Origin of the sequence: Flavobacterium sp. (genome assembly GCF_035456225.1) — a bacterium.
Classification (GTDB): domain Bacteria; phylum Bacteroidota; class Bacteroidia; order Flavobacteriales; family Flavobacteriaceae; genus Flavobacterium.
This window is the reverse complement of sequence record NZ_DATIDM010000196.1, coordinates 1-13,778: the sequence shown is the minus strand read 5'-3', so window position 1 is coordinate 13,778 and position 13,778 is coordinate 1. Positions and strand designations below refer to the sequence as shown.

Sequence of the window (13,778 nt, the reverse complement as noted above, 5' to 3'; positions counted from 1 at the left end):
ATAGAAAATCTGACTGCATTAGAATACAATAAAAAAAGGTGGAAACTATATAGGCATGAACATAATTGTATTCAGGAAGAAGATACAGAATATTTTCAATTTGAGGAAAGACTTGCAGATCAACTAATCCTAACAAATATTTTAACCAAAAAACAAGGATGATTTTTCATTTTTACTATATTAGCACACCTAACAAATAACCTAAAAAAATGAAAAAAAGAATCTTACTTTTAACTGCTGTCTTAAGCGGACTGTTTTTATCGTGCTCTTCCGATGATTCCAACAGTGGAGGAAACAACACTCCAGATACAAATTTTACAATTCCGTTAGCCACTGACAAATATTGGACTTATGATGTTGCTGAAGAAGGAATGGATGATACCAGAGATTCATTATATATTTCCGGCGACGTTATCATTGAAGGAAATACTTATAAAAAATTCCAGACCAAAGACGATGTGTCTACCGGATTTTACTCTTCTTCTTTAAGAAATAACGGTGTCAGAGAATTAGACCATAAATTATTGTTATCGGGTAATTTATCATTAGCAGACGGACAAGAATTACCAATCGGATTAGATCTGTCGGTGGTTGACTTTATCATTTTCAAGAAAAATGCAACTTTAGATGAAGTTCTTTCAACTAAAACAGGTTCATTTCAGCAGACTGTAGAAGGATTTCCTCTAACGATAAACTATACTTTACAGTCCAAAGGAGGAGAAGTTATGCCAAGTTTCACTACTCCAAGAGGTGAAACTTATACAAACGTAAGAACTTCAAAAATCATTTTGAATGTGAAGATAACCACTGTAATGTCCGGCGTATCGATTGTAGTTTTAGACTCGCAGGATGTTGTAAAATCTACACAATATTTAGCTGATGGTATTGGAGTAGCTTATTCTAAAACAATTACTAATTATTCAATAAATCAACTTGTCGCCAATCAACTTGGCATTCCTGCATCAAATACAAGTACACAAGAAGAATTTTTAGATACATACAATTAATTTAAAAAAACGACGTTTGTGAGATAACTGAAAAAACAAACTTCAAATCTATTTAGAATAATTATCTTTCAAAAAGGGGAGATTTTATTCGCAAAAACAAATTACTTATGAAGAAATTAATTTTATCCGCTGTGATGTTAATGGGGTTATCCTATGCGGCGGAAGCACAAAAATTAAAAAATGCAATTGGTTTACGTTTAGGAAACAACGACGGATTTGGTGCCGAAGTATCTTATCAAAGATGGGTATCCACTAAAAACCGCCTTGAATTTGATTTCGGATGGAATGATTCAGACCATTATGATGCCGTAAAATTAACCGGAGTTTATCAATGGGTATGGAACATCGAAAATGGTTTCAAATGGTATGCGGGTCCAGGAATTGGTATTGGCGTATGGAATAGCAATGATTATCATCACGATCACGGCCATGATGATGATTATTATCATGATCACGATGATTCCGGAATGTTCTTAATCGCTACAGGTGACATCGGTATTGAATATAACTTTGATTTTCCACTTCAACTTTCATTTGATTTCCGTCCTGAAATCTATGTAAGCAACGAATATGCAGATGTAAGAGATGACCATTTTGGTGGTGATTTCGGCTTAAGTGCCAGATACCGTTTCTAAAATTATTATCAAAAAAGAGAAGGGCTGTTTCAAGAAACAGCCCTTTTTTATTTAAACTTTGTTATTGCCCGTTGGTATAAATCTTCATAGATAGGCATGATATTCATGATGTCGAATTCTTTGGCTAATTCAAATGCATTTCTCTTAAATTTAAACAGCTCGGAATCATCTTTTAATATTGATATGGCATTTTTCGCCATGGATTCCACATCACCTACATCACTCAAATAACCTGAAAATCCTTGCTTGTTAACTTCCGGAAGACCGCCCGAATTACTTGAAATCACAGGAACTCCACAGGCCATGGCTTCTAAAGCAGCCAAACCAAAGCTTTCCGTTTCAGAAGGCAGTAAAAAAAGATCTGTAAAACCTAAAATCTTATCAATTTCATTACTGTTTCCAAAGAAAATTACTTTGTCATCGATTTTTAAGTCCTCACACATTTGCTCGGCAGCTTCGCGCTCCGGCCCTTCTCCAACCATCATTAACTTTGACGGAATCTGCTTTTGGATTTCATAAAACACTTTAATTACATCCGGAATACGCTTAACTTTTCTAAAATTAGATATGTGAGTGATAATTTTCTGATCCTTGTCTGCCATCACAGTACGGTCGCAATCTAAAGGAAGAATTCCTGGTTCATTTCCTATTTCAATGAAATTCGGAATTACTTCAATTTCCCTTTTAATGTCGAATAATCTGTACGTTTCGTCTTTCAGGCTTTGTGAAACCGATGTAACATAATCCGATTTATTGATACTGAAAGTCACTGCCGGTTTGTAAAACGGATGATTCCCCACCAAAGTGATGTCGGTTCCATGTAAAGTGGTTATCATCGGAATTTTTATCCCTTCGCTTTTCAACATCTGTTTGGCCATATAACCGGCATACGCATGGGGAATCGCATAATGAACGTGCAAAACTTCTATTTTATGAAGCTTAACCATATCTACTAATTTACTGGACAAAGCCAATTCATAAGGCTGAAAATGAAACAGAGGATATTCTGGCACGTTCACTTCATGATAATGTATATTTGGATTTAAAAGTGCCAAACGGACTGGCTGACTGTACGTTATAAAATGGACTTCATGACCACGACGGGCAAGTTCCAGTCCTAATTCTGTAGCAACAACACCACTACCGCCAAAGGTCGGGTAACATACGATTGCAATCTTCATTTTTTTGTTTTAAGTGGACACTAATTTAAAGCAAAAAAGTAAGGCAAACCCTTACTTTTAGATAATATTAACTTTGTCTTGAACTTTGATTTAAAACCGCTTCATATTTCGAAATCCAGTCTTCAACGCTCATTTTTTGGAATAATTCTCCCAATAATTCAAACGGGATCTGATCCATTTTTTTAAATCGGATACAACTCTTACCCATATCCAATTTTGTTTTGGCATGTTTCGGATATTCGGAAGTAAACCAATCCAATAAATTTTTATCAGTATACATTCCCATATGATAAACCGCCACAAAATTCTTTTGAGAAGCAATATTCAAAAAAGGAAGAGGAGTCTCAGGTTTACAATGATAACCATTTGGATAAATTGAATGGGGTACTACATAACCTAACATCCCATACCCCATAGTTTCATGAAAACCTTTTGGCAAATTATTCAAAATTACGGAGCGAAGTTTCTCTACCGCAACCTTGCGGTCTTCCGGCAATGAATCTATATATTCCTGGGGTGTTTTTGCTATTGATTGCATGAAATTGAATTTTTATCTAATGTAAAAAATTTATTTTACAATCGATTCATAAATTACTTTCTGAATATCTTCCCGGATGTTTCCTTTTGATAATTTATTTTCTGCAGCACTGGGGAATGTTCTGTTGGATAAGAAAACATAAACCAAATCTTCTTTTGGATCCGCCCATGCAATGGCACCTGTAAACCCGGTATGTCCGAAACTTGTCATCGAAGTACAACCACATGTTGGGCCTTCTCCGCTTAACTGTGGTTTATCGAAGCCCAACCCCCGACGGTTTCCGGTGCTGCAATAAACACAGGTATTGAAAACATCAAATGTCTTATCCGAGAAATACTCCTTATCACCATAATGTCCTTTTTGCAGATACATTTGCATCATTTTAGCCACATCCATCGAATTGGAGAACAATCCGGCATGACCTCCCACTCCGCCCTGCATGGCAGCTGCCATATCGTGAACATATCCCTGAACTTTAGTGTATCGGAAGTAATTATCCATTTCTGTCGGAGGAATGACACTAACATCCATTTTTCTTAATGGATTATAGGTCATTGTACTCATTCCTATAGAATTATAAAAATTATTCTGACTTAACTGATCCAATGGGTGACGCATTGCTTTTTCAAGATACTCTTTTAAGATAATAAAAGTAAAATCGCTGTATTTGTATTCTTTTTTAGGTAATAATTTACTTTCGGCGATACGTTTCATGATAGTATCATTGTAGGTTCTTCTCAAAAATAAATTTTCTGAAACCTGCAATGGGAATTCGGCAGAATATGTTTTTCTGTAATATTCTTTAGACGGGTGTTTGGTGCTGTCCAATGTTGACTGATAAAAAGGAATCCAAGCCTGTAACCCCGCCTGATGCGCCAATAATTCTTTCAGATGAATATTCTTTTTATCTGTTTTTTCGAATATCGGAAGCATATCTCCCAATTTCGTTTCCATAGTAATCTTATGCCTATCGTAAAGCAACATCAGATTTGGTAATGTGGAAAGGATTTTTGTCAACGAAGCAACATCATAAACATCCTGATTGGTTACTTTAGTCTTTTTAGTATAATCCTGATATCCGAATGATTTCTGATAAATTACTTTTCCTTTTCGTGCCACTAAAACCTGCATTCCCGGAGTCATCTTTCCGTCAATCGCTTTTTGTGCCAATATATCAATTTTAGAAAGGATTTTAGGATTCATCCCAACACGTTGCGGAGTGGAAAAAGACAAAATATTATTGTTTTTAACCGTCTTTAATCCATCCCCTACCTTAAAGAAATTGTTGATGGAAACCGGAATTTTACCTTTTGCTTCCGTGGCTCCAAAAATGATTTCACCGGCAACTGTTTGTGCAATGTCGTTATTCTGGTAAGCCAAAACCACGTTTTTTATATTTCCGAAATTATAAATCGGCAATAACGTATAAGGTTTTGCAAAAACAGCTAGAGTCACATTATTATATCTTGAAATCGAATCCAGAATTACAAGCTCATTAGCTTCGAAATTGTGTTTTTTCCAAGCTCCGTCAGCTTTATGAAAACCGACAATCACTTTCGAATATCCTTTAAGTTCCTTTAAAAGTAAATGAATACTATCCGGATAAACCTCGGTAACAGGAGCATACGTTTTTAACGAATTCAAAAATGCCTGATTCTTATCATCACCCAACTTAATGTAGGCGATTTTTTCATTCTCAACCTTCTTGATAGGAAAATGATTCTCTTCCTTCTTTAAAACCGTTACAGCATTTTCATATAATTCATAATTCAAATCCTCATATTCCGGAGCATTCAAATCTTCATACAAATTATTTAAATCAATCGGTTTATAATTACCTAAACCAGATTTAAATTTATACTTCAGAATCTTTTTAACCGAATGTTCCAGACGCTCATCACTAATCAGCGAATCACAGTAATAAGCCTTGCAGAACTTCTCCACGGCCACAGGAACATTTTCAGCGAAAAGCAAAATATCATTTCCTGCTAAAAAGGCTTCAAGGTCAATATCTCCAGGCTGTTTGAAGTTACTGGCACCTTTCATGTTCAGTGCATCTGTAAAGATCAAACCATTAAAGCCTAATTCCTTCTGTAATAAATCAGTAACTACATTATGAGAGATGGAAGTCGGATATCCTTCTCTTGATTCAAGGGCCGGTACGTTCAGGTGAGCGACCATAACACTCGCTAATCCTTCTTTAAAAAGCTTTTTGTACGGATAAAATTCTACTTCATTCAGGCGTTCTTTTGAAAAAGTAACGGAAGGCAACGTGTGATGTGAATCCGTTGCAGTATCACCATGCCCCGGAAAATGTTTACCCGTGGCAAATACGCCTTCACTCTGAATTCCTTTCATTAAAGCCAAAGCCTTGTTGGTTACATTCTCTTTATTTTCTCCGAATGAGCGATTTCCGATGATCGGATTGCTTGGATTGGTATTGATATCCAAAACCGGGGCAAAATTGAACTGAAGCCCAAGTCGTTTGGTTTGTTTGGCCATTTGCTTACCCATTTTTTCAATGAGTTTTAAATCCTGAACGGCACCTAAAGTCATATTCCACGGATAACGGTAAGTAGAATCCAGACGCATGCTTAACCCCCATTCTGCATCAATACCCACAAAAAGCGGTATTTTAGACTTTGACTGATATTTGTTCGTCAATTTAGCCTGACGTACTGGTCCGCCCTGAAAGAAAATGACACCTCCTACTTTATAATCTTCAACAAGCTTTTCAATGGATTTTACATGTTCGGCATCCTTATTGGAATAAGCAGCAACCATGAAAAGCTGCCCTACTTTTTCTTCAAAAGTAAGCTGATTGTAAATACTGTCAACCCAAACCTTTTCCCTGGCCAAAGAATGGTCATTGAAATAAATTTCGTCCTGGGCAAAGGCAAACTGGCTTATAAAAACTATTATGAAAAGGAAATATCTCATTTAAAAACACTTGGAAATTAAAAATCGTTGGAAAGCTTATTAAAAAAATCGGTTGTGCCAACTCTCTTTTGCCGGAACTTCCCAAAAATCCTGCCATTCTCCAATCGTATTTACTAAATTATTGAAAACGATGGTGTTTTCGGAAACCGCTTTTTCTTTTGCCATTTTTTTGAAATCGATTAACGGCTTATAAGCAATGTGATCTCCTAACTTGAAAGTAACATTCATTTTGTCCAATAAATCGACTTCATATTTTTTTTCCAGACTTTGGATAAAACTAACGGAAGCATCAATAGAACATCCTGTTGCTGCCCTAATCGTCTGATCGATAGCTAACACAATGAAACGATTGTATCTTGTTACGAAAGAAGCATGAAGTCCGCTACCATGAGCGGTCCATTCTTCAATAAAGTTTTTTAAGGAAGATTCAATTTCTGCTAATTCTTCTTCAGAAAATTTCCTGTTTGACTGATAAATCCAAATTTTTGATTCTTCGGGAAGTGTATTAAAATCTACGTACATAATTTTAAAGTAAACTACAAAAATAACCTTTTAGAATTAGAATGCAGAAATCTTAAATTAATTTTAATAAAAAAACCATTGCAGTATGAGATGCAATGGTTTTTCGCCACAATTATAACTAACCCCTATTTTATCTTGAATCTATTAATCTCTAATGCTGACAACAATCCATTTTGATGCAGCACCGTCATAAACCATGTCCACAAGTCCGACTCCGGAAGTTGTTGTTGTTGTACCAGTAGTATCAATTTGGTTTGCTGCTGCCGATGATGGTGCCAAACCATTTATCCTCATATTTGCCGTAGACGCATTATACAGAATAATGTGTCTCCCATTTGTTCCTCCAGAAATCCCGCTGATCTCAAAGTTATTTGTTGGGCCGGGATTGGTTAACCTTATAATAACAACACCCGCATTGACACTATTCAACTGCAAATCCCAATTATTATACACTGAATTTGATGAAGTGTGTGTTAAAGGCACTGAAGCAACTTTAAAGATAGAGTTATCAGCTTCTTTAGCATTTAACACATTACCAACTAGGGATAAATTTTGTCCCACTGCAACATCTGCCACTATACCCGATGCACAGGTCCCCGTCAATTTCGTCGTAGTGGTTGTGTTGTTTGTATCAGTTATCCTCATCGTACCTTGCACATGCAATGTTGACAACGGATTAGTCGTTCCTATTCCCACTTGGGAATACCCAATTTGTACAAACAGTAGTATAGCCACACACACTGTTTGTGTTACGTAATTTTTTTTCATGACCCCTTGTTTCTAATTGTATGTCTAAATTAGTTTTTGAAATCATGACAAATAAATTAATCCGATTAACTGTTATAAAAACTGATTAAAAACACCCAAATCGACAAAAGCAAAAATAAATCGACGAAAAAAATTAACAATAAAAAAACAGCAAAAAAGCCACAAAGAAATTTGTGGCTTTTACTATTTTAAAAAAGATAAAATCTTATAAATCCTGCGCATTGGCAATCAATTCGGCCACATCCATTACTTTGATTGAACCTTCTTTTTCTTTAAATTTGATACCGTCAGTTAACATCGTATTACAGAACGGACAACCCGCTGCAATGATATCCGGTTGTGTTTCCAATGCATCTTCCGTACGCTCAACATTGATGTCTTTATCTCCTTTTTCAGGCTCTTTGAACATTTGAGCACCTCCTGCTCCACAACATAAACCATTTCTTTTTGAACGTTTCATTTCTACTAACTCGGCATCCAATTTTTGGATTAAATCGCGTGGAGCTTCATAAACGTTGTTTGCACGACCTAAATAACAAGGATCGTGGAACGTAATTCTCTTTCCTTTGAACTGACCTCCTTCAATCGATAAACGACCTTCGTCTAACAATGATTTTAAGAATTCAGTGTGATGAACCACTTCGTATTTTCCACCTAATTCAGGGTATTCATTTTTAATGGTATTAAAGCAATGCGGACAAGCCGTTACGATTTTTTTAATCTCATATGCGTTCATCACTTCTATATTGGTCATCGCCTGCATCTGAAACAAAAATTCATTTCCTGCTCTTTTGGCCGGATCTCCAGTACAGCTTTCTTCTGTGCCTAAAACAGCAAACGAAACATTAGCCTGATTCAAAAGTTTTACAAATGCCTTTGTGATTTTCTTTGCTCTATCATCAAAACTTCCCGAACAACCAACCCAAAACAACACATCCGGTTGCTTACCTTGAGCCATCATTTCGGCCATTGTAGGCACTACTATATTTGCTGACATATTTCTTTATATTAGCTGCAAAGTTGCTGATTAGCAAGTTGCAAAGTTTAATAATGAATTCTAATTTATTTTAATTATGCTTCGTCTTTCCAGTTCAAACGATCCATTTGGTTGTATTGCCATGGCGCACCGTTGTTTTCGATGTTGGTCATCATAGCATTTAATTCTGTCGGTGCAGCACTTTGCTCCATTACCAAATAACGTCTCATGTCCATAATAATGGAAAGCGGACTGATATTTACCGGACACTCTTCCACACATGCATTACAAGACGTACAAGCCCAAAGTTCTTCCGGAGTGATATAATCGTTCAGTAATGATTTTCCATCCGGAACAAAAACACCTTTATTAGTATCGATGTTTCTACCCACTTCTTCTAAACGGTCACGGGTATCCATCATAATCTTACGAGGTGATAATTTCTTACCAGTCTGATTAGCCGGACAAGAAGAGGTACATCTACCACATTCAGTACAAGTGTAGGCGTTTAACAACTGAACCCAGTTTAAATCCTGAACATCGCTGGCACCAAACTTAACGTGGGCTGCTTCAGCATCCGGAGCCGGAACTGCAAATGGGTCGGCATTCGGATCCATCATCATTTTAACCTCATTTGTAACTGATTCAAGATTATCAAACTGTCCCTGTGGTTTTAAATTAGCGAAATATGTATTCGGGAACGCCAATAAAATGTGTAAATGTTTCGAAAAATATAAATAGTTCAGGAAAACTAAAATCCCTGCAATATGAAGCCACCAAGCTCCTTTTTCAAGCATATGAACCAAACTTTCAGACATTCCGTTGAACATTGGCGCTATATGTTGAGAAATTGGAAACGCTGAAGATCCAATACTTTCGTATCCTGGAACACTTAATGTCTGTAAATGCAAATCGGCAGCATTCATGAACAGGAACAAGCACATCAACACGGTTTCAAAATATAATATATAATTGGCGTCATTTCTAGGCCATCCATTTAAATCACCGTGAATGAAACGTTTAAGCCTTACTACATTACGTCGCATCCAAAAAGTTACAACGGCTACAATCACCAACAATGCCAACACTTCGAATGAAGCAATCAGGAAGCTGTAAAAGCCACCCATAAATGAAAATACACGATGTGTCCCGAAAAGACCATCAATTACAATTTCAAGTACTTCAATATTGATGATGACAAATCCTAAATAAACTAAAATATGAAGGAAACCGGCAACCGGTCTGCGTACCATTTTTGACTGCCCTAAAGCAATCATTGCCATATTTTTCCAACGCTCTGAAGGATTATCTGTTCGATTTACATCTTGTCCGAGTTTAATATTACGGATAAGTTTTTTGATATTTCCGGCAAAATATCCGCCTCCTAAAACAAGAAGCACCGCAAACAATATATTGTCTAAATAACTCATAGGCTTTGTTTATATGGTTCTATTTTTTAGGTTGTTCTTCTGTAGGTGCAACATACGGTTTCTCTTTCTTGCCGAACATTGAAACATTTACATAACGTGTTGGGTGCAAACGTACATCCTGTAGTAATAGTTCCAATTCTTTAGAGGCTTTTGTCAGGTTATTATACATAGCGTCGTCTTTCATGAGTTTACCCATCGTTCCTTTACCGGACTCCATATCGGCAACCATTTTATTGACATTAACCAATGTTTTTTCAAGATTTTCAACTGTTTCTCCCAACTTGGCTTTTTCAAGATCTTCTGAAATTTTAGCAAAATTACTTGTTGTCTTGTCCAAATTAGCTACAGCCGTTCCAAGTTTTTCCCTGTTATCGGTAACTATTTTACCCATATTTCCAGACATAGCAGTTAGATTAGCCATCGTTTCATTTAACTGGGCAATTGTTTCTTTAAGATTTGTTTTGGTTCTGGCATCAAGAATTTCATTGATGTTTATTACCAATTTATCGGCGTTGGCAAGAACATTATCTAGTTTTTCCTGTATGGGAGCTAAATTTTTCTCCAAAGAAGCCGTTAGACCTAATACTATATTAGGTTGCAGATAATCTCCTGATTTTGCATAATTAGTGTCCTTAAAATTAGGATTGATTGCAATTTGCTTTCCTCCGATAAAACCTGGCTCATAAATACTTGCCGTGCTAGATTTTGATATTGGAAGATCGTTATCCATTTGAATTTCCACCAACAATTTCCCTGTTTTCGGCTGAATCGTAATAGCACTTACTTTTCCAACCGTAAGACCATTAATTGTAACAGCTGCCGCAGGATTTAACCCTTCAACATTATCATATAAAACATAAAATTTTCTGGACGTGTCAAATAGGTTCTTTCCTTTTAAAAAACTGTATCCCCAAAAGAATAACAATATGGAACCAATGACTAAAATTGCGGTTTTTACTTCTCTAGAAATTTTCAAAATCAATTATTTTTTAACAAAATTAAAACAAAATAGTTTAGAATGGTTTTATATTACCGTAAAGCTTCGTTTATTGAAACTTTCTGACCATTTTTATAGGCTACAATAAAAGCAGAATTATATCCTTTCGCTTTGGCTTCTTCCAATAATTTTTTCGATTCGTTGTAATCATTTGTATTTCCGTAGAAGTATTTGACGATATTTCCATCATCTTCCATAGAAATAGTATTCAAACCATTAAAATTACTTGGCACCAAGTCCATTTTTTTTGTACTGGCTGAAATCTGAATCTTAAAAACCGTTCCGCTTTCGATTCCCGATTTTGTATCTTTTACTTTAGAGGTATCAACTTTTTGAGGTGCCTTTTCAATGGTTTTTGGTCGTTCTATCGGCACATATTCCTCGGTTCCCGGAACAAAATACTCATTTTTGTAATCCAGAATTGCTTTAGCGATAGATTGTGCTATTTGCTCCTGCCCTTCATCGGAACTTAAAAAAGCGCCTTCTTCTTTATTGGACACAAATCCCATCTCTATCAGTACACGAGGCATGTAAATTTTTCTCAACACAAGGAAACCCGCCTGTTTCACGCCACGGCTCTTTCTGTTAAGTCCTTCTTCAAAACCTTCCTGAATACCCGCTGCAAGCTCAATACTCTGATCAAGATATTCTTCCTGAATTACGGTCATGCCAATTACAGATTCTGGAGAATTAGGATCATAACCATCATATTTGATTTTATAGTCTTTCTCCAGAGTAACCACCTCATTCTCTTTTTTGGCCACTTCCAGGTTAGCCGCATTTCTGGTAACCCCCATTACATAGGTTTCAGTTCCGCTGGCCACCTGATTTTTATTTGCGTTACAATGTATGGACACAAAAATGTCTGCTTTAGATTTATTAGCAATATCAGCACGCTCATCCAAAGGAATGAAAACATCGGTTTGACGGGTATAAATCACTTGAGTCCCCAAATCGGCTTCCAGAATTTTACCAACTTTCAGAACAACATTCAGTGCGTTATTCTTTTCTACATAACCGTGATAAGTTGCTCCAAAATCATTCCCTCCGTGACCCGCATCAAGAACAACTCTGAATCTTGCATTATTTTGCGCCTGGCTTACTCCTGAAGCAAGAACCAAAGCCATAAAAGTCATTTTAAAAAACACATTCATTTTCATGCTCCTTTTTTATTATTTAATTTCATTGTCCGAGACAATAAAAGCCGTATCGTATCCTTTCTTTTTAGCCTCCGCTAACAATTTTTCACAATCGGAAATAGTATCAACATTACCGTAAAAATATTTATAATACCCTTTCTCGAATATTCTGCTTACATTTTTCAATCCTTTAAAATTTGAAGGATTGGTGTCTAACTTCGTTTTACTTGTTCCTATCTGAACTTTATAATTTTTATTTTTAGTCTTTTGGACTGATGCAGTTTCCTCCGACTTAGTTTCTTGTTTCTCTGAAACCGTTTCTGCTCTGCTATCAGATACAGAACCCGAAAAATGCTCTTCCTTATATTGTAAGATCGATTGGGCGATTACTCTTGCCATTTCATTTTTACCCTGCTCTGAACCCAAATATTTTGCCTCTTTTTTGTTAGAAATAAAACCAAGTTCTATAAGGACACCCGGCATACAAGTAGCGTCCAGTACCCATAACGGCTGTTGATGTACGCCTTTGTTTTTTCTGTTTAGCTTTTTTTCAAATTTATTCTGAATAAAGCTTGCCAGATCAATGCTCGATTTCAATGACTCTTCCTGCAAAAGTTTAAGTCCTATAAGGGTTTCAGGATTATTCGGATTAAATCCTTTATAGTTCTTTTTATAATTCGCCTCCTGAAAGATAACGGAATTCTCTGTTTTGGCAATCTCAAGATTGGTAGACTTACGCGAAAGTCCCATAACAAGAGTCAATGAACCATATGGCGTTGACGAATTATTTGAGTTACAATGTACGGAAACAAACAAATCGGCCTTTGCTTTGTTAGCCTTGTCTGCTCTTTCCCTTAATTCAACAAAAACATCTTTTTTTCTTGAATACAGCACCTCTATATCTTTATTCTCGCTTAAAATTTCCCCGATACGCAATACTACATCAAGAGCTACTTCTTTCTCCCTCAATCCGTTTTTAATAGCCCCATGGTCTTTACCTCCATGTCCGGCATCCAAAACAACCTTAAATTTAGATTGTGAGAATAAAAAACCGGGCACCAACAGTACGAATAAATATAAATATGCTTTAACTTTATTTGGCATATACGAACTAATAATTCCGAATGATTATAATTTTACTAAATGCTTAATTTTGACGAAAAATATATGTAAGTTTGACCCGTCAAAAATTGAGCCACATTTTTACAAAAATAGTATTAAAAGCGTTGCGTACAAACTTATTTCATATCGTTTTATTATCAATTTTCCTAACACTTGGAAATTTTGAACTTCAAGCTCAGGAAAATCCTTCCAAATCAATTTCTGTACCTGCTGCAAAACAGAAAGATAGCCTAAATTTAGGGCTGAATGATGTCATTAAACCGATCGACTCGGTTAAAAACGACACCATCAAAAAAAAGAAGCCTCTTTTGGAAGGAATCGTTAAACGTAAAGCAAAGAATTACGAAAAAATCGATCAGAAAAAGAAGGAACTGACGCTTTATAATGAGGCCGAACTATTATATAAAGACATTGAACTTAAAGCAGGAGTCATCGTCCTTAACTACGAAAAAGACGAAGTTTATGCCGGAAGAATCAAGGATTCGACCGGAAAATATACTCAGTTGCCTAAATTTAAACAAGG

The 13,778-nt window shown here is 36.0% G+C and carries 12 protein-coding genes and 1 pseudogene; 3 read left to right on the top strand and 10 right to left on the bottom strand.

Annotated features, from left to right (window positions below; all coding sequences use genetic code 11):
• Window positions 1-209 precede the first annotated feature (209 nt).
• Window positions 210-1,007 (top strand): hypothetical protein, encoded by a 798-nt coding sequence (locus tag VLB74_RS11670; protein WP_325203631.1) that lies wholly within the window; start codon window positions 210-212, stop codon window positions 1,005-1,007.
• A 107-nt stretch (window positions 1,008-1,114) separates the two neighbouring features.
• On the top strand, window positions 1,115-1,642 hold the full coding sequence (locus VLB74_RS11665) for a hypothetical protein (protein WP_325203630.1): 528 nt from the start codon (window positions 1,115-1,117) through the stop codon (window positions 1,640-1,642).
• Between the two features lie 47 nt (window positions 1,643-1,689).
• On the opposite strand, the gene bshA is transcribed toward VLB74_RS11665, so the two are convergent.
• The 10 genes from bshA to VLB74_RS11615 all read right to left on the bottom strand — a co-directional run bounded on the left by bshA (window position 1,690) and on the right by VLB74_RS11615 (window position 13,237).
• The gene (bshA, locus tag VLB74_RS11660; protein WP_325203629.1) at window positions 1,690-2,823 is read right to left on the bottom strand and encodes an N-acetyl-alpha-D-glucosaminyl L-malate synthase BshA; all 1,134 of its coding nucleotides are present in this window, start codon (window positions 2,821-2,823) and stop codon (window positions 1,690-1,692) included.
• Window positions 2,824-2,890: 67 nt separating this feature from the next.
• On the bottom strand, window positions 2,891-3,361 hold the full coding sequence (locus VLB74_RS11655; RefSeq protein WP_325203628.1) for a DUF1801 domain-containing protein: 471 nt from the start codon (window positions 3,359-3,361) through the stop codon (window positions 2,891-2,893).
• A 30-nt stretch (window positions 3,362-3,391) separates the two neighbouring features.
• On the bottom strand, window positions 3,392-6,301 hold the full coding sequence (locus VLB74_RS11650; RefSeq protein WP_325203627.1) for a serine hydrolase domain-containing protein: 2,910 nt from the start codon (window positions 6,299-6,301) through the stop codon (window positions 3,392-3,394).
• Between the two features lie 39 nt (window positions 6,302-6,340).
• A complete protein-coding gene (locus tag VLB74_RS11645) occupies window positions 6,341-6,823 on the bottom strand; it encodes an ABC transporter ATPase (protein ID WP_325203626.1) in 483 nt (160 codons plus the stop codon).
• A gap of 144 nt (window positions 6,824-6,967) precedes the next feature.
• A complete protein-coding gene (locus VLB74_RS11640) occupies window positions 6,968-7,591 on the bottom strand; it encodes a hypothetical protein (RefSeq protein ID WP_325203625.1) in 624 nt (207 codons plus the stop codon).
• 205 nt (window positions 7,592-7,796) lie between these two features.
• The gene (locus tag VLB74_RS11635) at window positions 7,797-8,588 is read right to left on the bottom strand and encodes a (Fe-S)-binding protein (protein ID WP_325203624.1); all 792 of its coding nucleotides are present in this window, start codon (window positions 8,586-8,588) and stop codon (window positions 7,797-7,799) included.
• A 74-nt stretch (window positions 8,589-8,662) separates the two neighbouring features.
• Window positions 8,663-9,997 (bottom strand): (Fe-S)-binding protein, encoded by a 1,335-nt coding sequence (locus VLB74_RS11630; protein ID WP_325203623.1) that lies wholly within the window; start codon window positions 9,995-9,997, stop codon window positions 8,663-8,665.
• 19 nt (window positions 9,998-10,016) lie between these two features.
• Window positions 10,017-10,973, bottom strand: a complete 957-nt coding sequence (locus VLB74_RS11625; protein WP_325203622.1) for an MlaD family protein — start codon at window positions 10,971-10,973, stop codon at window positions 10,017-10,019.
• Window positions 10,974-11,026: 53 nt separating this feature from the next.
• The gene (locus tag VLB74_RS11620) at window positions 11,027-12,121 is read right to left on the bottom strand and encodes an N-acetylmuramoyl-L-alanine amidase family protein (protein ID WP_325203621.1); all 1,095 of its coding nucleotides are present in this window, start codon (window positions 12,119-12,121) and stop codon (window positions 11,027-11,029) included.
• Window positions 12,122-12,166: 45 nt separating this feature from the next.
• A complete protein-coding gene (locus VLB74_RS11615) occupies window positions 12,167-13,237 on the bottom strand; it encodes an N-acetylmuramoyl-L-alanine amidase family protein (protein ID WP_325203620.1) in 1,071 nt (356 codons plus the stop codon).
• Window positions 13,238-13,359: 122 nt separating this feature from the next.
• On the opposite strand from VLB74_RS11615, the pseudogene VLB74_RS11610 reads away from it, so the two are divergent.
• Window positions 13,360-13,778, top strand: a pseudogene (locus VLB74_RS11610) (LPS-assembly protein LptD); the annotation flags it as partial.